Source organism: Pseudomonas sp. RIT-PI-S (assembly GCF_025642975.1).
GTDB lineage: Bacteria > Pseudomonadota > Gammaproteobacteria > Pseudomonadales > Pseudomonadaceae > Aquipseudomonas.
This window is the reverse complement of record NZ_JANZKJ010000001.1, coordinates 112,447-133,310: the sequence shown is the minus strand read 5'-3', so window position 1 is coordinate 133,310 and position 20,864 is coordinate 112,447. Positions and strand designations below refer to the sequence as shown.

Sequence of the window (20,864 nt, the reverse complement as noted above, 5' to 3'; positions counted from 1 at the left end):
GCCTCAGGCGGCTTCGGCCACCGCCAGCCCGGCCCCCTCGGTTTTCTTCAGCACCGCATAAGCCAGGGCTGTTAGCAGGCTGCCTGCAAGGATGGCTATCAGGTACAACAGCGCGTGGTTCATGGCGTTAGGGATCAACAGCACGAACAGCCCGCCATGCGGCGCTACCAGCTTGCAGCCAAAGTACATCGACAGCGCGCCGGTGAGCGCGCCGCCGAGCATGCACGCGGGGATCACCCGCAGTGGGTCTTTGGCAGCGAACGGAATGGCCCCTTCGGAAATGAAACACAGGCCCAGGATGATCGCGGCCTTGCCGGCTTCGCGCTCGCTTTGCGCGAACTTGTGGCGGGCCAGCAGGCTGGCAATACCCAGGCCGATCGGCGGGACCATCCCCGCCGCCATGGTCGCGGCCATCGGCGCGGTGGTCTGGCTGGCCAGCAAGCCCACAGAGAACGCATAGGCCGCTTTGTTGATCGGCCCGCCGAGGTCCACGCACATCATGCCACCCAGTACGATGCCCAGCAGCACAGCGTTGGTAGTGCCCATGCTGTTGAGGAACTCGGTCAGCGAGTGGAGCATGCGGGCCACAGGCCCGCCCACCACATACACCATCACCAGCCCGGTGAGCAGGCTGGCGAGCAGCGGAATGATCAAAATGGGCTTGAGCGACTCCAGGCTGGCCGGCAGCTTGGCCGCACGGTTGATACCCTTGGCGCTGTAGCCTGCGATGAACCCCGCGAGTATCCCGCCGATAAAGCCCGCGCCCAAGGTGCTGGCCAGCAACCCACCGATCATTCCGGGCGCCAGGCCAGGGCGGTCGGCGATGGACCAGGCGATGTACCCGGCCAGCAGCGGCACCATCAGGGTGAAGGCCGCGTCGCCTATCTGCTTGAGCGCGGCGGGGAAGGTACCGGGCTCCTTGAACGCCTCGATGCCGAACACGAAGGACAGCGCGATCAGCAAGCCACCGGCAACTACCATCGGCAACATGAACGAGACGCCGGTAAGCAGGTGCTTGTACACCCCACGCTTTTCCTGGCGTGCCGGGGCGGCACCAGTGGCGCTACCGGCACTCTCAACCTGTGCCTCGGCCAGCGCCTTATGGAGGATGCCCTTGGCCTGCTTGAGCGCCACCCCAGTGCCGCAGCGGAAAATCCGCTTGCCGGCGAAGCGTTCGGCCGCTACTTCGATATCGCAGGCCAGCAACACCACGTCGGCCGCCGCGATGTCCTCAGCACTCAATGGGTTGCGTGCACCCACCGAACCCTGGGTTTCCACTTTCAAGGAATAGCCCAGTTGCAGAGCGGCCTGCTGCAATGCCTCGGCGGCCATAAAGGTATGGGCAACGCCGGTGGGGCATGCGGTGATCGCCACCAGCCGCGGTTGGTGCGCAGTGGGCTGTGGCTCGGGCGCGGCAGCCGGCTCATAGGCGCGCGCCTCGGCCAAGGCACGATCAAGGAAGGCATCCACATTGCCCAGCGCTTCGGCCGGGGTGCTCTGGTAGACCCGCTTGCCGCGCAGCCGGGCCAGGTCCAGTGGGCCGCTGTTCACCACCAGCACCCAGTCCGCCTCTTCGATATTGAGCGGCGACAAGTGCCGTTCCGGGTGCTGCGGATCGTGGATTTCCACGCAGGTGCTCCAGCCGCGACGCTGCGCCGCGCCATCGAGCAGGCGGGCACTGAGCACACTGGAAATACGCCCGCCGGGGCAGGCCGTGATAATAGCGAGTTTCATTGGGCCACCTCCGCGAATGCCGCCATTGGACTTACGTGCACGCCGCTTTCCAACCTGGCCAGGGCTGCGTGATCGGGAATGCCGAAGCCGATTTGCGTGACCGCCATGGCGGCGATCGCTGTGGCCGTGCGCAAGGTGCTTTCCGCCGAAGCGTGGCTGAGCAAGCCATGCACCATGCCGGCCAGGAGTGAATCTCCGGCGCCCACGGTGCTGGCGACCGCCACTGTTGGCGGCAACGCATGCCAGGCACCGCCGGGAGTGAACCAGCTCACGCCTTGGGCGCCCTGGGAAATCACCACATGTTCGATGCCGCGTGCGTGCAAGGCTTTGGCCGCGGTGGCCTGGTGCTGAAGCTCTTCCGCCGGGGCGTCGAGCACTTGCGCCAACTCCTCGGTGTTGGGCTTGATCAGCCACGGCTGGCAGGCGAGGCCTGCGCGCAACGCAGCGCCGCTGGTGTCCAAGGCCACGGGCAAGCCCAGCGCGCGCAGTGCTTCGAGCAACTGTTGCAGCCACTGCGGGCTTACGCCTTGGGGCAAACTGCCGGCGACGATCGCCAGGTCATGGCCTGGGGCAATCTCGGCCAGGCGCTGCAACAATGCCGCCTGGGCGTGAGCAGGCACCTGTAGGCCGGCGCCGTTGACATCGGTGACCCGCCCATCGTGCTCGGCGAGCTTGAGGTTGCGGCGGGTTTCCCCCGGCACACGGATGAACGCATCGATGAAACCGCGCTGGCGGAACAGCGCCTCGAAGCGTTCGCTGTTATCGCTGCCCAGAAAGCCCGCCACCGTTAGCTGATGACCTAGATCAGCCAGTACCTGGGCGACATTCAGGCCCTTGCCGGCAGCGTGAACGTGCAAGGCTTCGCCCCGGTTGACTTCGCCCAGGCGCAGGGTCGGCAGCTCAATGGTCAGGTCCAGCGCCGGGTTCAGGGTGATTGTAAGAATCCTTGCCATCATGCTTTCTCCATCAACGCGCGCACTTCACCGGCGCTCGCCGCGGCCAATGCCCGACGCGCCAAGCCCTGAGATGTAGCCAGGGTCAAGCCGCGCACCACGGCCTTCACTTCAGCGATACTGCGCGCCGACACGCTCAATTCATCCACCCCTAGCCCTACCAGCACCGGCACCGCCAGCGGGTCGGCGGCCAACTCGCCGCACACGCCCACCCACTTGCCGTGGGCATGGGCGGCGCGAACGGTGATATCGATCAGCTGCAACACTGCTGGGTGCAGCCCATCGGCCTGAGCCGACAGCGTGGGATGGCCTCGGTCGATGGCCAGGGTGTACTGGGTCAAGTCATTGGTGCCAACGCTAAAGAAGTCCACCTCGGCCGCCAGCACCGGCGCTAGCAGCGCGGCGGAAGGCACTTCGATCATGATGCCGACCTGCAAGTCTTCCACCGGGTGTTCGCGCCGCAATTGCTCGAGCATGTCTCGCCCCTGGCGCCACTCCTCAACCGTGGCCACCATGGGGAACATGATCCGCAGGGGCCGGCCGCGCCCTGCCTGTAACAGCGCGCGCAACTGGGTTTCCATGACGTCGGGGCGCTGCAGGGTCAGGCGAATGCCGCGCACGCCGAGGAAAGGGTTTGCCTCGGCCGGTATCGGCCAGTACGGCAAAGGTTTGTCGCCGCCTACATCGAGGGTGCGCACCACCAATGGGCGACCGCCCAATGCCTCCAGCACACGCTGGTACTCGGCGCGCTGGGTGGCTTCGTCCGGCGCTTGCGGGTGAGCCATGAATATCAGCTCGGTGCGCAGCAGGCCGATGCCTTCGGCGCCCTGCTCTACCGCGCCCTCAACCGCCACGGCCTCGCCCACATTGGCGAAAACCTCGACCCTGTGGCCGTCACCGGTCATTGCCGGCTCATGGCGCCGCTCGGCCGCAGCGGCCAGCCGGGTCGCCCGCTGGTCCCGCTCCACGCGGGCGCGCTCTAGCACGGTGTGTTCGGGCGCAATCGTGGCCAGGCCACGCTGGCCGTCGAGCAGCAAAGGCGTACCGGCTGCAATGCGCAGCACCGCCTCGCCCGCCCCGACCACCGCGGGAATGCCCAATGCCCTGGCGACGATGGCGCTATGGGCAGTGGCGCCGCCGCGCGCGGTGAGAATGCCAGCTACCTGGGCTGGGTCCAGCCGGGCAACGTCGGAGGGGCCCACTTCGTCCATGACCAATACGTAAGGCTCGCTCGGGGCGCGGCTGAGTTCCACGCCACAAAGCTGCGCCAACACCCGGCGGCCAATGTCACGCAGGTCCGCCGCGCGCTCGGCGAGCAAAGCGTCACGCAGGCCTTCCTGGCGCTGCGCCGCCGCTTCGATCACCGCCACCCAGGCCGCGGCAGCGCTCGCGCCCTGGCGCAGGCGCTGGCCGACCTCCTCGATCAGGGCAGGGTCGTCGAGCATTTCCAGGTGGGTGACGAAAATATCGCGAATGGCCTGCGCGCTACCGCGCTCCACCAAGCTTTGAAGGTCTCGCCGCACTTCATCGATGGCACCGTCTAGACGCTGGCGCTCGAGCGCCGGTGCCTGGCCCGTCGCGGGGTAACTGAACTGCCCAGGGCCTTCCACGTAGGCCGGGCCGATGGCGATGCCCGGAGCTGCGGGCACCGCCTGTAGCACGGTGCCCGCGGCGGGCGCCGGCAGCTCGGCCGATGCGCCAGGGCTTGCTATCAATTGTGCCGGGGTGGCCAGCGGCAGCGGCTGTACATCCTCGCCAAGGCCCTGCTCGATGGCTGCCACCAACGCCGGCAAGGCATCGGCGGCGATGCTTGGTTCGGCGGCCAGCTCCAGCACCTGGCCCCGACGGGCACCGAGGCTGAGCAAGCGGCTGAGGCTTTTCACCGACACCGGCGCCTCGCCGCTGCCCAACAGGCGGATCTGGATCTCGCCCTCGAAACCCTTTGCCAGCTGCGCCAGCTCTTTGGCCGGGCGCGCATGCAGGCCGTGGGCGTTGGCGAGGGTCACTTGCGCACTAGGCCAGTCTGGCGGGATATCGCCCCCTAGCACCTCAAGCACGGCCCGGCTGTTCGCTGCATGGAAAAGCTCTTCGCCGCGCCCGGCGATCAGTAAAGCGCACAGGCGTTCGAGCAGGGCTTCATGGGCCTCGCCCAGGCTCGCCAGGCAGAACAATCCATTGACCGCCTGCCCGGCTTGCTGCACCGGCCGCTCGGGGGTCACGAACGCCAGGCCTGGCCGGTTGACGCCTTGCTCACTGTGCAGCCACCACAGCCCTTCCCCTAGAGGCAACGGCGCCATTTGCTGCAACACGCCGGCGAAGCCGCTGCCCACGCACTCGGCCTGGCGCAACAAGCGCGCCCCCCGCCATACCAGCTCTTCGAAGTCCTCCACGGGCAGGCCCAGGCCGACCATTTGGGCATCCAGCGCCAAGGCCTGGGGCGCGCCTTGCAACAGCTTGAGCAACGCCTCGGGCGTGCTCGCCCGGCGCAGTGCTTCTCCGAGGTCGGTCTCGCCCAGCGCTCGCGTCAGCAGTTGCAATAGGCGCAGGTGCTCGTCGGTTTTCGCCGCGATACCAATGGCCAGGTACACCCGCTGGCCGTCGCCCCAGTCCACCCCCTCGGGGAACTGCAGCAGGCGCACGCCGGTGGTAAACACCTGATCACGGGTTGCCGGAGTGCCATGGGGAATGGCGATACCTTGGCCAAGGTAAGTAGAGCCCTGGGTTTCGCGATCCTCCAGGCCCTGCAGATAACCTTGCGCGACCAACCCGTCGGCCACCAGTTGCTCGGCAAGCAAGCACAACGCGGCGGGCTTGTCGGCAGCGGCCTGGCCCATGGAAATCTGCTCTGCGGTGAGCTCGAGCATGCCTGACTCCTTATCACGCCGCTGGACGGGCGCTCAGGTATTGTTGTGAGTGTTTCAGCGGGCCGCGGCTATCCTCATTACAAGGCAGGAACAGCCGCATCAGCGCTGCGCCACGAGCCTTGGCAGTGGGCTGCAATACAGCGGCAAACATCTGACTGTTTAAGCCGAGTTTTGTCGCACAAAATAGCACGCTGAAACGTTTAATCTAGCAAGCAGCGAACGTTACTCGAATTCCCTGGTGAGTGGGAAGCCTGGCGTCCGGCCAGTCGCGTGCACACTGGCCCTGCCGCCGCGACGCAAGATCAGTGACAATGCCGCTTTGCTTTGCCCGCGGGCCTAACGGAGCCCGGGGTCGCCAAACAAGGAACCATTGCTTGAAACTCAGCGATATTGCTCGGCTGGCCGGGGTCTCGGTGACCACCGCAAGCTACGTGATCAACGGCAAGGCCGCGCAGCAACGCATCAGCCAAACGACGGTGGCGCGGGTTCGCGCGGTGGTCGACGAGCACGGCTTCACGCCCAACCCGCAAGCGGCGGGGCTGCGCAGCCAGCGTACGCGCACCCTTGGCTTCATCCTGCCGGACCTGGAAAACCCCAGCTACGCGCGCATTGCCAAGATCCTCGAGCAGCAGGCCCGCGCACGCGGTTACCAGTTGCTGATCGCCAGCTCCGATGACGATCCAGACAGCGAGCGTCAGCTGCAGAAGCTGTTCCGCGCGCGCCGTTGCGATGCCCTGTTCGTGGCCAGTTGCCTGCCCACCAATGATGGCTGCTACCGGGAAATACAAAGCCGGGGCACCCCGGTCATCGCCATCGACCGGCAGATGGACCCGAACCAATTCTGCTCGGTGATCAGCGACGACCGCGAAGCCTCTCGCCTGCTCACCGCCAGCCTGCTCAACCCAGCACCCCGGCATATCGCGCTGATCGGCGCTCGGCCAGAGCTGAGCATCAGCGAGGAACGCGCCGGCGGCTTCGCCGATGCCCTGGCGGGGTTTTCTGGAACGATATTGGTGCGCGAAGGCGACGCCTTTAGCCGCGAAACCGGCGCGCGCCTGATGCAAGAGCTGGTCACCGAATTGGGCGGCCTGCCAGATGCTTTGGTGACAACCTCCTACGTGCTGCTGCAAGGCGTGTTCGATGTGCTGCAAGGGCGAGCCGTGACCGATCGCGCGCTACGCCTGGGCACCTTTGGCGACACTCAACTGTTGGACTTCCTGCCGCTGCCGATCAACGCCATGGCTCAACAGCACGAGTTGATCGCCACCCGGGCATTGGAGGTGGCATTGACCGCTCTCGAGGAAAAACAGTATCGCCCCGGGGTGCAGGCCATCGCTCGCACCTTCAAGCAGCGGATCGAAGAGGGCTAGGCGTGAACCTGGTCGATACCCACACACACCTGGACTTCCCTGACTTCGACGCCGACCGTGGTGCTCTGCTGGACGCAGCCCAAGCGGCCGGGGTGCGGCGGGTGGTCTTGCTTGGCGTGCACCGGGCCAATTGGGAGCGGGTGTGGGGGCTGGCCCAGGAAGATGACCGCCTGTATGCGGCGCTGGGCCTGCATCCGGTATTTCTTGAAGAGCACACTCCGGCGCATCTGGACGAGCTGCGCCAATGGCTAGAACGGCTGGCTGGCGACCCGCGGCTCTGTGCGTTGGGCGAGTTCGGCCTGGATTACTACCTCAAGCACCTGGACCGCGAGCGCCAGCAATGGCTGTTCGAAGCCCAGTTGCGGCTGGCGGTGGACTTCCAGCTGCCGGTGCTGCTGCATGTGCGCCACTGCCATGCCGCGGTGATCGCCACCCTCAAGCGCTACACGTTGCCCAAGCGAGGCGTGATCCACGCCTTCGCCGGCAGCTGGGAGGAGGCCCGGGAATACCTCAAGCTCGGCTTCAAGCTGGGCCTGGGCGGGGCCCCCACCTGGCCCCAGGCCCTGCGCCTGCGGAGCGTGGTGCCGCGGCTGCCGCTGGAGAGCATCGTGTTGGAAACCGACGCCCCGGACATGGCCCCGAGCATGTACCCGGGCATGCGTAACAGCCCCGCACATCTGCCGGCTATCTGCCAGGCGCTGGCCGAGCTTCTGGCCGTCAGCCCGCAAACGCTGGCCGACGCCAGCACGCGCAATGCGTATGAAGTGTTTGGTTGGGCGTGAACACTGCAGAAACGAACTCACAAAGCCCGCGAGGCCGGTATCCGGGATCTATGTAAATAGCTCCGTGATACGGATTGCAGGCCTCGCCTACCCCTACAGCGATCCAGCGTGACACTGTAAGAGGCCGGCGGCTTTGTAACTCCGGCGCTCAATCGACCACCTCACCCTCGATACAGCAGCGTCCACAACGCGAACAAGGCATACCAGAGCACCGCTGCGCGTTGCAGCAGGGCCCAGAGCGCATCGAGGCCGGCTACCGGCTCGGCCGGTTCGCCAGGGCCCACCAGGTCCGCCGCCAGGCGCCCGGTGTGAGCGACGAAGCGCGCGGCGCTGCCTTGCCAGTCCAGCAATTCGTGGAGGGTCCAGCGGCAGACCGCCACGAAGTTGCCCACGAGGGCAAAGCTTGCCCCCAGCACCCGCGCGGGCAGCCAGTCGAGGGTGTGGCTCAAGAGCCCTGCGCGCTCGCGCAAGGCAGGGTTTTCGCTGTGCTCGGCGATCAACGCCAGCAGCCGATAGGCCAGCGCCAAGGCGGGGCCGAGCAGGCTGTACCAGAACACCACGGCGAAAAAGCTCTGGAACGCCTGCCACAGCAGCCACGCCTGGGCCTGCTCGGCCAGCCCGGTGGGGGTTTCGGCACTTACACCGAGGTCACGCTCGGCCACGTGCAAGGCCGCCTGGGCATCGCCCCGGCGCCAGGCATCCCGCAAGGGGCCTGTGGCCGCCTTGGGTTCGCCGCGCCCCAGGCTATAGATCAACACCAGCAAATGCACCGGCAGCGCCAGCCAACCGTAGGCGATACCCGCCAGCGCCCACAGCAGCACCGCCACCAGGGCCACGGGCAGCCCTACCAGCACACCGAGCAACAGCCAGGCCCGGCCGCTGCTGCCGAGGTGCGCTTCACGCGCCCGCAGTTCCCGGATAAACCAGCCATCCTGCTGAATCCGCAACCTTAACGCGGAAAACTTCTCGACCCAGACCACGATCAACAGCACCAGAAAACTCACGCGGTTTCCTCCCCGTTGGCCCCGGCGGGCCGAGCAGGCCCAGCGGGTGCCAGGCTGGAAAAATAACGGCCCCAATCGAATGCCGGGCCAGGGTCGGTCTTGCGTTCGGGAGCCACATGGCAGTGCCCCTGGATGCGCGCAGGAACGATGGCGGGATACACCTGGCGGATCTGCTCGCTCAAGTGGCTGAGGCTGCGGTACTGCGCGTCGGTGTAGGGCAGTTCATCGGTACCTTCTAGTTCTATGCCCAGGGAAAAATCATTGCAGCCCTGGCGGCCATCGAACGTGGAAACCCCCGCATGCCAGGCTCGATCGCGGCAGGAAACGAACTGGACGATGCCGCCCTCGCGCTCGATCAGAAAATGCGCCGATACGGTCAGCTCAGCGATGCTTTCGAAATAGGGGTGCTCGGCAGGGTTCAGGCGGTTCTGGAAGAACTCCACCACCTTCCCGGTTCCGAACTCACCCGGCGGCAGGCTGATGTTGTGGATGACCAGAAGCGAGACTTCGCCGCCAGGGCGCGAATTGAAGTTGGGGGACGGGCAATGGCGTACACCCTCGCACCATCCGGTGACGGGATCCAGACGGACCTCATCGAGGCACATAACGGTTCCTTCCAAGCGTTGAATCAGGGCGCAGTATGCCCTGTTCCGCCGCCATGCGCAGCGCCGCGGCAGCGCGGCGCGTCACGTGTTGAGCTTGCGCAGTTTTCCGACGACGGCGTCAAGGGCGCGGTCGAACAGCAGGTTGTCATCCAGCACGCGAATGCTGCCGCGCTGGAATTCCTGAGCCAGGCCCATGCGCGACCGCTCAAGCACTTTCATACCGGTGCGATTGACGAAAACATACTTGCCAGTGCTTTCGATGATCGCCGTAAGCTTGCAGCGCAAACGGGTTTCTTCATCCTCTTGCAGCTCGACCCATACACCCGGGCGCAGGCCGTCGACCTGACGCAGGGCGGGATCATCCTCGGGCAACCGAGCGTTCGCTTCGGTTGGAGCCGCAGGCTCGCTGCCCTCCAAAACGATTTCGTCTACCACCTGCACCATGGATGGGTCGTTGGCGGGGTCTGGCAGGCTGGCGCCGAGGGTTTCGCGCTGGAAGGCCTGGACGTGCAGGCTCTCCAGCTGGCTGAAGAACTGGCTGGTAGCGAAAGGATCAAACGCCGAACTGGTCAAACCTTCGCGCAACGACTTGAGCAAGCCAGGCACCAGTTCCAGCAGGCGGAGCCGGCTATGCGGGTCGTCATGGGGCGCCACGCTCCAGATCAGTTGATCCATGGTGGCCAACCCTGCTTTCCACTCCTCGGAGTGCCCGCCATGCTTGAGCCAGGTCAGAAGCAAGAACTTGCTCCACGCTTCTTCCAGCAGGCGGACCACCACGTGCGGAAGGGTTTTGCCGACCAGCCGACGGTTAAGCTCGGACTGAACCTGCATGCGCGCCATCTCGGCGCGCGCCCGGCCTTCCTCGGCGTCACGGGTGCGCTGTTCCAGCAGCTCGCTACGGCGGCGCTCTTCACCGGTAAAGGCCAGGAAGTCCACCAGCAACTCCGAGAATAGCGAAGGGTCATCGACGAAGTCATTGAGCAGGCGCTGCACGATCTGCTCGATCCGTGCGTGCAAGGCATCGCGCTGGGATTCGTCCCGGCTGCTCCAGCCCATGGCGGCGGTGGCGATCTCATTCAGCAGGCGTCGGGCCGGATGTGCCCCGCGGCTGAAGAAGCTCTTATCCAGCACGGCAACCTTGAGCATGGGGATCTGCAGGCGGCCGATCAGTGCCTTGAGCGAATCCGGCAGGTTGCGATCATCGAGGATAAACTCGAAGAGCATCGCCACCAGGTTGATCACGTCCTCGTCCACGCCCCCCACCACGCGGAACTTGCCACTCTTCACGCTCACCCGGGTCAACAGCTGCTCGAGCTGGTAACGCAGGTCATAGTCCTCGTGGCTGGTTGCATTGGCCGGAACGTACTGCTGCAAATGGGAAAGCAGGCGCAGCAAGTCATTGGTGGAAATCGGTTGTGCATCGGCATGGCTGTCGAGCTTGGGGGCCACGCTGCCACGTACGGCGTGCAGCAGTTCCTGCAACGCGGAGAACACCTCACGCACACTCTCGTCCAGCGGGGCCGGCTGGCGCAGCGCGGGGCTCTCAACGGGCGCTTCGGCGCTGCGCTTGCGGGCGCTGGCAGAGCGGTCTTCCGCGCGCCGGCTAGGCGCTGCCTTTAGCTCCGGGAGAATGCCCGTGGCGATGAGCAGATGGTTGGCGTCCGAATACAGGTGGTCGGTGTCGCTGAGCACATATTTGTCGAACAGCTTGAGGATGATCAACTTGACCTTGATCTCCACGCCCAGGCTGCGCCCGGCCTGGAGGAAGTACTCGCAGAGCATGGCTGGGCCAAGGGGGTTGCTGTCATCGGTGAGCTTGCGCGGCACCAGGGTGTTCAAGCGGGTGGTCAACTGGGTGAGCGCCAGGCCATCGCGGGCCAGGACCTTGCCGACCATCGCATCCAGCGCCACCGTGCGCTCTAGCTCGTCGTTAGGCACCAGCGCCAGCTTGTCGTAGGTCATCGCCGCCGAGGGGATATCGCCTACCTCGTATTGGCCAATGCGCACGAAGGATTCGTAGAATTTTTCCAGGAAACCGCGCTCGATATTCTTGCGCTTGAGCCGCAGGTCGCGCATGGCTTCGAAAAAAGTATTCTGGTCAACGTTGTTCAAGGCCTTGTCAGCCATTTCGAACAGGGTGTCATCGGCGTTGTCGAAGAGGGCTTGCAACCCTTCCTTCAATTGCTGCGCGGCTTTATCACGCACCTGCAAAAGCACCACGGGCAAACGGGCCAAGGGAGCCGAAGCTGCCTCGTCGTTAGGTACCTTGAGCGGTACCACTTTGCCATCTGTGGCCATGACTGGCTCCTGGTGTTGAAGGTTGGGCTTGTAAAACACAAACATGCGCCGGTTTGGAAGTTAAGAGCATGATTCGCCAAACTTGTGACGTCAATTCCTGGGCGTTCGAGGTTGTGAACCACATCTCGAATGCCTTGGCCGTACCGTTTTTGCAATCGCTCAATGACGCATAGACCGCGCCGAATACGAAAAGCTCCCACCTTGGCGATAAAAAACCCAAATTGCCGGACCTACGTCGTGCGGGGTACGCAGCAGCGGGGCACTGCCCTATAATCGCCCCCGAATTTGCCCCCGGAGTACTCCATGCCCAACGTACGGATCGCTGAACTGGCCGCCGAAATCGACGCCAACGTGCGCCGCGCATTGCTCGAAGACGTGGGCGCTGGCGATATCACGGCCCAGCTGATCCCCGCCGAACGGCTGGCGCGGGCCAGTGTAATCACCCGCGATGCCTGCGTGATCGCCGGAAGTGCTTGGGTCGATGGAGTGTTCCGCCAGCTCGACCCGCGGGTAGCGGTGCATTGGCAGGTTGTGGACGGCGACCGTGCGGCGCCTGGCCAGGTATTGTTTTCGCTGGAGGGCCCAGCGCGTTCGCTGCTGACGGGCGAGCGCTCGGCGTTGAATTTCCTTCAGCTGCTGTCGGGCGTGGCCACCCGCGCTCGGCATTATGCCGATCAGGTAGGGCATACCGCGGTGCGCCTGCTGGACACCCGCAAAACCCTACCAGGGCTGCGCCTTGCACAAAAATATGCCATCACCTGTGGCGGCTGCGACAACCACCGGATCGGCCTGTACGATGCGTTCCTGATCAAGGAAAACCATATCGCCGCCTGTGGCGGGATCGGCGCTGCCATCAAAGCAGCGCACGGTATCGCCCCTGGCAAGCCGGTGGAAGTCGAGGTCGAGAACCTCGATGAACTCAACCAGGCGCTCGACGGCGGCGCGGACATCATCATGCTCGACGAGCTGAGCCTGGCCGACATGCGCGAGGCTGTACGCCTTACCGCAGGCCGTGCGCGGCTCGAAGCCAGCGGCGGCATCAATGACAGCACGTTGCGCGAGGTTGCCGAAACCGGTGTGGACTACATCTCCATCGGTACCCTCACCAAGGATGTGAAGGCGGTCGACCTGTCGATGCGCCTGAGCCTGTAAGCGGCCCCGGCCGCGTTTTCTTTCCCATCGATAAGGGTGCTATGGACATCGGGCCACGACTGAAAATGGTGCGTGAACGCCACCAACTCTCCCAACGAGAGTTGGCCAGGCGCAGTGGCGTAACCAACGCCACGATTTCGTTGATCGAGCAGAACCGCGTCAGCCCTTCGGTCAGTTCACTGAAAAAACTGCTCGAAGGCATTCCCATGTCCTTGGCGGATTTCTTCACCCCCGACGAAGCGCCGGTCGAAAACCCGCACATCTTCCGCGCCGCCACCCAGCCAGACCTCGGCCGCCATGGTGTGCGCCTGCTGCTGGTGGGCGCCACGGTCAAGAATCGGGAAATGCGCATGCTTCGCGAACTGTATGCGCCTGGCGCGGACAGCGGCGAACCTATCGTGCACCCTGAAGGGGAAGAATGCGGGCTGGTTACGCGGGGCACCATCGAGCTGACCATCAACGGCGAAGTCAGCATCCTGCAGCCCGGCGATGGCTATTACTTTTCCACCACCCTGCCGCACAGCTTCAAGAACATCGGCCAGGACGAGGCGGAAATCATCAGCGCGAACACGCCGGCGAACTTCTGATTCTTAGGCGCTGTACGAAAACCCGGCGAGCGAACGCAAGGCGAAACAGGCGAGGAAACGGGCGGGGCTCGCACTCTGGATTGCTGGTTGCAGGTGCGCATTGCGAGCCTGTTTTTTTACCCAAGCATGGCCTAGCGCAGCATTTTCCGTGCGGCGCTTGAGTCACAGGTCGGCTAGCGCCAAGCGGCCGATCTCCGGGCGGGCAAACAGATACCCCTGCATCAACTCGATCCCCAGCCCAAGCAAGGCATCGCGCTCGGCCTCGGTTTCTACCCCTTCCGCGATGATTCGAATACCCAGCCGGCTTGCCGCGTGGATGATTCCGGACACGATCGCCTCGCGCACCGGGTCGGCGTCGATATTACGAGTGAGCACCATGTCCAGCTTGATCACATGCGGCTGGAAGGTTGCCAGTAGGTTCAGCCCCGAATAACCAGAGCCGAAGTCGTCGATGGCCGTGGTAAAGCCGTGGCGTTCGTACTCGGCGAAAATCCCTTTGAGGTGCTCGGGCTCTTCTACGCGCTCACCTTCCATCACTTCGAACATCAATCGGTCCAGCGGGAAGTCGAACTGACGAGAGGCCTCCACGGTCGCGCGAATGCAGGTTTCCGGCCGATAAACGGCGTTGGGGAAGAAATTGATACTCAGCTTGCAGTCGGGCAACCGCGCCAGGCCCAGGCCGGCGGCCAACTCGATGGCCTTTACCCGGCAAGCCTGATCGAAGCGATAGAGGTTGCTCTCGTTTACCTTCGCCAGGACCTGCCCGGCCCCTTCTCCGTTCAAGCCTCGCACCAGGGCCTCATAGGCGAAGGGTTTGCCCCGTGGCACGTCGATGATCGGCTGAAACGCCATGGTGAACTCGAAGTCGAGCTTCTCTAATGCACGGCATTGCGCGCACCCCACCGGCACAAAGGGCTGATCAAATGTTGGCCTGGGCATAGGCACCTCCAGATACGATGGGGCAATAGTGTCAGTTAGGCATCATCTTGGCGAGCCTTGGCTGCCACGCCTATTACGCGGCACGTGCATTAACGTTTCGGCCGCGGGTCGTTTTTCTGAGCACGGTCGGATGAAAGGTGCTTAACCCCTTTAAAGCGACTGGCCTGCTGGCCGATGCATAAGCGAGGACAGGGAATGTCCGATGCCGCGAAAGCCCTCTTACCCTGTGCTCGAGAAAACATCATGTCTGTGAAGACCTCCTTGAAGGCCCAAATGTTGCTGTTGATCGGCGGCAGCTTGTTGGCGATCTTGCTGATTGCGCTGGGCTGTTTCCGCTTCCTCTCCGAAAGCGTCCGTGACTACCGCGCCTTGGTGGACGGCCCTGTGCACGCCTCGCAGTTGGTGGAGGAAACCAACGTTCAATTCAAGATCCAGGTGCAGGAGTGGAAAAACGTACTGCTGCGCGGCAAACAGCCAGCTGACCGCGACAAATACTGGGGCCAGTTCGAGGAGCGCCATCGGGCTGTGCAAAATCTGTTGGCTGACCTTTCCGACGAGCCGACCCTGAGCGCGGATTTCAAACAGCGGGCGGCGCAAGTGCGCGACGTTCACCAAGGGTTGCTGGCGTCTTATACGCGCGGCCGTGATGCCTTCGTTGCCGCGGGCGGCGATCCCGTCGCTGGCGACCATGCCGTGCAGGGTATCGACCGCGCCACTACGGACCAGCTCAGCCAGCTCGCTCAAGACATCAGTGGCGACGCCCGGGCACAAGCTGCCGCCATCAGCGGGAACGCCGACCGCACCATGTATATCGGGCTGCTCGTGATGGTGGGTTCGGCGATTATCGTGGCTGTGCTGAGCCTGTGGCTGGTGAGCCGCCGCCTGGTCGAGCCAGTGACCCGCTTGATCGCCTACGTAGCCGACCTCAGCCAGGGCAAGTTCAAGGACCGCGTGCACAACGATCGTAATGACGAGCTCGGGCAACTGGCCACCGCCGCCAACACGCTGCGCGACTTCCTCGACGAAACCTTTACCCGCCTCAAGCGCAATGCCACCGAACTCGATGGCGCCAGCTCGGCGTTGCATCAGATCGCCCGGCAGATGGCCAGGGGCACCGAAGAACAATTCAGCCGTACGGATCAAGTCGCCACGGCCATGCATGAGATGTCCGCCACCGCCCAAGAGGTTGCCCGCCACGCCCAGGACGCCGCCCGCGCCGCCGAGGAAGCCGACCGCTCTGCCCACCAGGGCGACCAGGTGATGCAGGCCACCATCGAGGCGATCAACCATATGCGCACCGAGATCGAAACCACCGCGACGGTAATCCGTAAGCTCGAAAGTGACAGCGGCCAGGTAGGCAAGGTGCTTGAAGTGATTCGCGGCATCGCCGAACAGACCAACCTGCTGGCGCTCAACGCCGCCATCGAAGCGGCCCGGGCCGGCGAGGCAGGGCGTGGATTTGCGGTGGTGGCCGATGAAGTGCGCAGCCTGGCACAACGAACCTCGTCGTCGATCAGCGAGATCAACCAGATCATCGATGCGGTACAGCTGGGCACCAACGACGCCGCGCGCGCCATCGAAAACGGCAAGCACCGCAGCCAGCAAAGCGTGGAGCAGATCAACAACACCGGGGCCATGCTGCAGCGTATCACCGGCGCCATCGAAGCCATCCGCGGGATGAACCAGCAGATCGCTACCGCTGCCGAAGAACAGACTGCCGTGGCAGAGGATATCTCTCGCAACCTGACGGAAATCACCACTATCGCGACGGCTAACCAGCAAAGCGTGCAAGGTACGCAAGAGGCTAGCGGCCGCTTGCACGACTTGTCTGGGCAGATGAACGCGCTGACCGCCCGCCTCGGCGGCTAACCTTCGCGCACAACGTGGTGGCGGCCTTCAACGCGGCGGCTAGACTTGCTCCCAGGCAGTACCTCCTGGGGGCAAACACGCGTGAAGATCCGTACCAAAATCATCGCTTCAGGATTGATCAGCCTGCTGTCGGTGGTGTTGCTGTCGATCATCGGAACCATCTGTTATCGCCAGATCCTCGGCGCGCTGAGCGAGAACGAAACCAGCCTCTTGGCCATCCGCCAGCATTTGCAGGCGGACATGATGCACGACGCAATCCGCGGCGACGTGCTGGCCGCCCTCCTCAACCCTGCCGGCGACGCCCAGGGCGCGGCAGCGGTTCGCCAAGGCTTTACCGAGCATGCGCAAAGCATGCGCGACTCCATCAAGGCCAATACCCAGGCACCTCTGCCACCGGCCTTATCCAGTGCCCTGCAAGAACTGCCAGCGCAGGCTGAGAAATACATCCAGAGTGCCTCCGCGCTGATCGACGCCACCGCCACGCCGGAACGCGCCAAGGCTTTGCGCCCAGCGTTCAATGAAGCGTTCGAGGCGATGGAAGCGCATAACGAGAAACTCAGCGACATGATCGAAGCCAATGCCAGCACCAGCCGCGATCGCCAGGACGCCACGCTGGCCTCGGCGGCTCTCTGGCTGGCGCTGTGCCTGGGGATCATTCTGCTGGCGCTGGGCTTCCTCTGCCGCCAGGTGCTGAGCGGCGTGCTACGCCCGCTGGAGGGGATCATCGGTTCGGCCCGGGCAATTGCCGCCGGCGACTTGAGCCGCGATCCCACGGTGAAACCGACCCAGGACGAAATGGGCGACCTGTTGCGTGCGATCACCGAGATGCAAGGCAGCCTGCGCGAAATGATCAGCACCGTGCGCCATGAAAGCGAAGCCCTGCATACGGCTTCGTTGCAATTGGGGCAAACCGCCGAGCAGGTAGTGTCCAGCGCCGAAGAGCAGGCTGACAACGCCACCAACGTGGCGGCCAGCATGGAACAGATGATGGCCAATATCACTCAGGTGTCGGACCACGCCAGCACTGCCCGTAACCTCTCGGCGCAGTCCGAAGGCTTAGCCAGCAGTGGTGGCCAGGTGATTCTGGGGGTGGTCGAGAGCATGACGCGGATCGCCCAGGTGGTCAGCCAGTCGTCCAGCAGCATCGTGTCGTTGGACGCTTCGTCCGACGAAATCCATTCGATCATCCAGGTGATCAAAAGCATTGCCGAACAAACCAACCTGCTGGCGCTCAATGCGGCCATCGAGGCCGCACGCGCCGGGGAAGCGGGCCGCGGATTCGCGGTGGTCGCCGATGAGGTCCGTGGGCTGGCGGCGCGCACGTCCAAGTCCACCCAAGAGATCACGGCGATGATCGAACGCCTGCGGGGCAGCGCGCGCGATGCAGCCAGCAACATGCAGGCATGCGTCACCCGGGTGGATGAAGGCGTGGCGCTGGCGCAGCAAGCGGGTGTATCGATCAATGAAATCCGCGATGGCGCGCGTGACGCCGCCGAGCGCGTGGAGGACATCTCCAACACCATTGGCGAACAAACCACCGCCAGCGATGAAATGGCGCAACGGGTACAGGCGATCGCCGAGCGCTCGCGCAGCTACAGTGCTTCGATGCACTTGCTTCAGGCTACCGCGCAGCAGCTCAATGCCGCGGCGGCCGCGATGCAGGCGTCGATCCAGCGGTTTCGCGTGTAATGCCTAGGCTAGGGCACAGTTCAGGAGCGTGTGGATGAGCAGCGGCGATATCCGCGTTGCCGCGGAGGCAGATGCCCAGGCCATCCAGGGGATTTACGCCCCGATGGTCGAGCACACGGCCACATCCTTCGAAGAGGTACCGCCTACCGTGGGAGAAATGGCACAGCGGATAAACAACACCCTGGCGATGTACCCCTACCTCGTCGCCGAGCGCGACAGCCATGTGCAGGGCTTTGCCTTCGCCGGCCCGCACCGGCCGCGGGCGGCTTATCGCTGGTCGGTGGACGTCAGCCTGTATATCGCCCCCAGCGCGCAGCGCAGCGGCATAGGCCGGCAGTTGTACACCGAGCTGTTGCACATCCTGGAAGCCCAAGGCTTTCATGCCGCCTACGCCACCATCGCCCTGCCCAACCCAGGCAGCCTCGGGCTGCATCAGGCGATGGGTTTTATCCTTGTCGGCACTTCACCAGAAGTGGGCTTCAAGCTTGGCCAATGGCGCGACGTGAGCTACTGGCGTAGGGCGCTGAACGCCGCTACTCCGCCCAAGCGGATCATTCCCTTTGCCGAGTTTCCATTGTAGGTGCGGGCGCTGCCGCGCTGACACCTCTGCGAGAGCACGCCACCATGCACCAAGCCGCTGAATTGGGCTTCTCCATCGAAGCCGCTACCTACACCACCGGCCGCCCGGATTATCCAGAAGCCTTGAAAGCCTGGTTGGCCACCGTGCTCGACATAGGGCGCGCCTCCACGGTCATTGACCTCGGCGCCGGCACGGGAAAGCTTACCCGGCTGATCGACCCCGCCGCGCAGGTCACCGCCGTTGAGCCAGTAGCAGCGATGCGCGCGGAATTCGCCAAACAGCTGCCGGGCATTCGAGTGCTCGAAGGCAAGGCCGAGGCTATCCCTTTTGATAGCAGTGCCGCCGACGCCTTGGTGTGCGGGCAGGCCTTCCACTGGTTCGCCAACGATGCCGCCCTGCGGGAGATTCACCGCGTGCTCAAGCCGCAGGGCCGGCTCGGGCTAGTATGGAACGTACGGGACGAAGCCGTGGAATGGGTGGCTGAAATCACCCAGATCATCACCCCCTACGAAGGCGATGCGCCGCGCCTCCATACCGGCCAATGGCAACAGCCCTTCGATAACGGGCTGTTCAGCGAGCCTGAACTGAGCTGTTTCGCGTACAGCCATGTGGGCAGCCCGCAAGCAGTGATCGTGGATCGGTTCCTTTCAGTCAGCTTTATCGCCGCCCTGCCCACGGACGAGAAGTGCATCGTGGCCGAGCGTCTGCGGGAGCTGATCAGCGACCACCCCGCGCTGCGCGGGCGGGAAGTGGTAGCGTTTCCTTATCAGACGCAGGCTTATGCGTTTCAGCGGCTTTAGCAGCTGTGCCTGACGCGGGCAAGCCCGGCTGCTACGGCCCTGGCGTTGGTGAGCTGAAGCCAGCCTGCGAGCAGGATTCTTTGGATGGCTATTCGCGGGCTTCGCACGCTCCTACAGGAGGTGCAAGAGGAGGTGCATGCAGACAGTGTTGGACTAGCGGGCATGGCCGCTACAGGAGATGGTGCCGGAGACAGGAATCGAACCTGCGACCTTCGCGTTACGAGTGCGCTGCTCTACCGACTGAGCTACACCGGCGTGTTCGGGTGCTGAACTTACCACCTGATGATAAGCCAGGCAACTGGAAAGAATGGTTTGAGAATCAACCGCCTACGCTGCAGCCGTTAGGAGCGTAGGTTGCGCCGATGGCGGCGTTGACCTGACAGGTCCAGGTGCCGGTGGGGCTGCGGAGGTAGCTGATGATGCCACCGGTGATCAGGTAGGGGGGATTTATCAGCGCACAAGCGAGGACGGAAGTGCCGTCTTGGTTGTACGTGAGGGATAAAATGCAGTTGGTTGAAGAGTTTGGCGTGCCAATATCAGTTATTGACGGGGTGGTATTGCCGGTGCTTAGTACGCCCTCAAAATTGATTTGCAGAGCTCCGAGCTCAGCCTTGCCAGCGGTAGCCTTTGCGGATGCAATATATCGAAGATAACTAGGCACCGCTATCGCTCCAAGGATACTAATGGTCGCAATAACGATTAACAGCTCGATTAGGGAAAAGCCGGCGGAGCCTTTCTTCACTTTCTCTCCTTAAGATAAAGCGGCGCCTTTTCAGCAGAGTAGCGCACGCTAGTCGCGCATTTGCTTATACTAATGAAAGCTATCAACGCCCACCTTGCGCGGACTCCTCACCAAAGGCGCTGGAATCTTAAATCTCGATAGAGATTCGTTCCAACATAAATGACAGTGACTCCGATCCGACTCCATCATAAATTTTGTGCTTTGATAGAACTCGAAATAAATATGGTGACCGCATGCGCGGTCATCATATTTATCAAAGTGTAGTCTATCCTTCTGACTCTCTCAGACAGGCCATAACTATCAGCTACCACCGCAACTCTTAGGCAAAAGCGTTGTATCAGTAACGTTAGATGCACAAGACCAAGTGCCCGTCGTGTCACGAGTGAAGGTGACAGTCTTAGCATTAACTTGCTGTGGTGCGTTTTGAATAGTACACACCACCGTAGTGTTAGCCGTCAGGCTTCCGTTTACGGCCAAAGTGGAGCAGTTAGAAGTCGGGGAAGTTCCGCCTGCTAAGGCCAAGGTTGGGACAGTGCCGGCATTGATGGTGTCTTCGACGCCAGTTTTAAGGGCGGAAGCTTCTGCCATGGCGGCGGAGACCTTCGCCTTCGCTTGATACCGGCTATATTGCGGAATCGCGATCGCCGCCAAAATACCGATGATCGCCACCACGATCATCAATTCGATCAGGGTAAAACCCTTCTGATTATTCATAACTCGTCTCCTAATGCGAGAAGGCCTTGTGACCTGAAAGGGCGAGAGCAACCGCCATGCCAAAGGTTATTCCCCTTCGCTTGCGGAACCTAAAAGGCCCTGACAGCCGCTCCGCTGCCGCCCCGCGTCGGCGCAAACTGACGTTTTTTGTCACTTTATCCCAAGCATTTGGCACCTGTGGG

The 20,864-nt window shown here is 63.3% G+C and carries 17 protein-coding genes and 1 tRNA gene; 8 read left to right on the top strand and 10 right to left on the bottom strand.

Translation table 11 applies throughout. The features are described 5' to 3' along the window. Positions 1-3: 3 nt before the first annotated feature. From OGL93_RS00590 to ptsP, 3 genes are read right to left on the bottom strand one after another with little or no spacing between them, the layout of a single operon-like run. On the bottom strand, positions 4-1,734 hold the full coding sequence (locus OGL93_RS00590) for a PTS fructose-like transporter subunit IIB (RefSeq protein WP_263260338.1): 1,731 nt from the start codon (positions 1,732-1,734) through the stop codon (positions 4-6). Next, positions 1,731-2,687, bottom strand: a complete 957-nt coding sequence (pfkB, locus tag OGL93_RS00585) for a 1-phosphofructokinase (protein WP_263261082.1) — start codon at positions 2,685-2,687, stop codon at positions 1,731-1,733. The genes OGL93_RS00590 and pfkB overlap by 4 nt, the downstream gene beginning before the upstream one ends. After that, a complete protein-coding gene (gene ptsP / locus OGL93_RS00580) occupies positions 2,687-5,551 on the bottom strand; it encodes a phosphoenolpyruvate--protein phosphotransferase (protein WP_263260337.1) in 2,865 nt (954 codons plus the stop codon). Before ptsP ends, pfkB begins: the two co-directional genes overlap by 1 nt. Positions 5,552-5,925: 374 nt before the next feature. On the opposite strand from ptsP, the gene cra reads away from it, so the two are divergent. Next, entirely contained in the window at positions 5,926-6,921 is a 996-nt protein-coding gene (cra, locus tag OGL93_RS00575; protein ID WP_263260336.1) for a catabolite repressor/activator, read from the top strand. Positions 6,922-6,923: 2 nt separating this feature from the next. After that, complete coding sequence (locus tag OGL93_RS00570) at positions 6,924-7,703, top strand: TatD family hydrolase (protein WP_263260334.1); 780 nt, start codon at positions 6,924-6,926, stop codon at positions 7,701-7,703. Positions 7,704-7,864: 161 nt separating this feature from the next. Here the strand turns inward: OGL93_RS00570 and ampE are convergent, their stop codons facing one another. The 3 genes from ampE to OGL93_RS00555 all read right to left on the bottom strand — a co-directional run bounded on the left by ampE (position 7,865) and on the right by OGL93_RS00555 (position 11,610). Further along, positions 7,865-8,707 (bottom strand): regulatory signaling modulator protein AmpE, encoded by an 843-nt coding sequence (gene ampE / locus OGL93_RS00565; protein ID WP_263260332.1) that lies wholly within the window; start codon positions 8,705-8,707, stop codon positions 7,865-7,867. Next, the gene (ampD, locus tag OGL93_RS00560) at positions 8,704-9,312 is read right to left on the bottom strand and encodes a 1,6-anhydro-N-acetylmuramyl-L-alanine amidase AmpD (RefSeq protein ID WP_263260331.1); all 609 of its coding nucleotides are present in this window, start codon (positions 9,310-9,312) and stop codon (positions 8,704-8,706) included. Before ampD ends, ampE begins: the two co-directional genes overlap by 4 nt. An 81-nt stretch (positions 9,313-9,393) precedes the next feature. Then, positions 9,394-11,610, bottom strand: coding sequence for a DUF1631 domain-containing protein (locus OGL93_RS00555; RefSeq protein WP_263260329.1), 2,217 nt, complete (start codon positions 11,608-11,610; stop codon positions 9,394-9,396). A gap of 303 nt (positions 11,611-11,913) precedes the next feature. Between OGL93_RS00555 and nadC the strand changes: the two genes are divergently transcribed. Next, complete coding sequence (gene nadC / locus OGL93_RS00550) at positions 11,914-12,762, top strand: carboxylating nicotinate-nucleotide diphosphorylase (protein ID WP_263260327.1); 849 nt, start codon at positions 11,914-11,916, stop codon at positions 12,760-12,762. 41 nt (positions 12,763-12,803) lie between these two features. Further along, entirely contained in the window at positions 12,804-13,349 is a 546-nt protein-coding gene (locus tag OGL93_RS00545) for a cupin domain-containing protein (RefSeq protein WP_263260325.1), read from the top strand. 162 nt (positions 13,350-13,511) lie between these two features. Here the strand turns inward: OGL93_RS00545 and OGL93_RS00540 are convergent, their stop codons facing one another. Next, the gene (locus tag OGL93_RS00540) at positions 13,512-14,288 is read right to left on the bottom strand and encodes an EAL domain-containing protein (RefSeq protein ID WP_263260324.1); all 777 of its coding nucleotides are present in this window, start codon (positions 14,286-14,288) and stop codon (positions 13,512-13,514) included. A gap of 243 nt (positions 14,289-14,531) precedes the next feature. On the opposite strand from OGL93_RS00540, the gene OGL93_RS00535 reads away from it, so the two are divergent. From OGL93_RS00535 to OGL93_RS00520, 4 genes are all read left to right on the top strand, one after another. Further along, positions 14,532-16,157 (top strand): methyl-accepting chemotaxis protein, encoded by a 1,626-nt coding sequence (locus OGL93_RS00535; protein WP_263260323.1) that lies wholly within the window; start codon positions 14,532-14,534, stop codon positions 16,155-16,157. Positions 16,158-16,238: 81 nt separating this feature from the next. Next, positions 16,239-17,846, top strand: coding sequence for a methyl-accepting chemotaxis protein (locus tag OGL93_RS00530; protein WP_263260322.1), 1,608 nt, complete (start codon positions 16,239-16,241; stop codon positions 17,844-17,846). A gap of 34 nt (positions 17,847-17,880) precedes the next feature. Then, positions 17,881-18,426 carry an arsinothricin resistance N-acetyltransferase ArsN1 family B gene (locus tag OGL93_RS00525; RefSeq protein WP_263260321.1) on the top strand — a complete coding sequence of 182 codons (546 nt, stop codon included), beginning with the start codon at positions 17,881-17,883 and terminating at the stop codon, positions 18,424-18,426. Between the two features lie 44 nt (positions 18,427-18,470). Beyond that, complete coding sequence (locus OGL93_RS00520) at positions 18,471-19,226, top strand: class I SAM-dependent methyltransferase (protein WP_263260320.1); 756 nt, start codon at positions 18,471-18,473, stop codon at positions 19,224-19,226. 179 nt (positions 19,227-19,405) lie between these two features. On the opposite strand, the gene OGL93_RS00515 is transcribed toward OGL93_RS00520, so the two are convergent. The 3 genes from OGL93_RS00515 to OGL93_RS00505 all read right to left on the bottom strand — a co-directional run bounded on the left by OGL93_RS00515 (position 19,406) and on the right by OGL93_RS00505 (position 20,682). After that, a tRNA-Thr gene (locus OGL93_RS00515) sits at positions 19,406-19,481 on the bottom strand. Positions 19,482-19,545: 64 nt separating this feature from the next. Then, positions 19,546-19,968: a pilin gene (locus OGL93_RS00510; RefSeq protein ID WP_263260319.1), complete on the bottom strand. Its 423-nt coding sequence runs from the start codon at positions 19,966-19,968 to the stop codon at positions 19,546-19,548. Between the two features lie 300 nt (positions 19,969-20,268). Continuing rightward, a complete protein-coding gene (locus OGL93_RS00505) occupies positions 20,269-20,682 on the bottom strand; it encodes a pilin (protein WP_263260317.1) in 414 nt (137 codons plus the stop codon). Positions 20,683-20,864 lie beyond the last annotated feature (182 nt).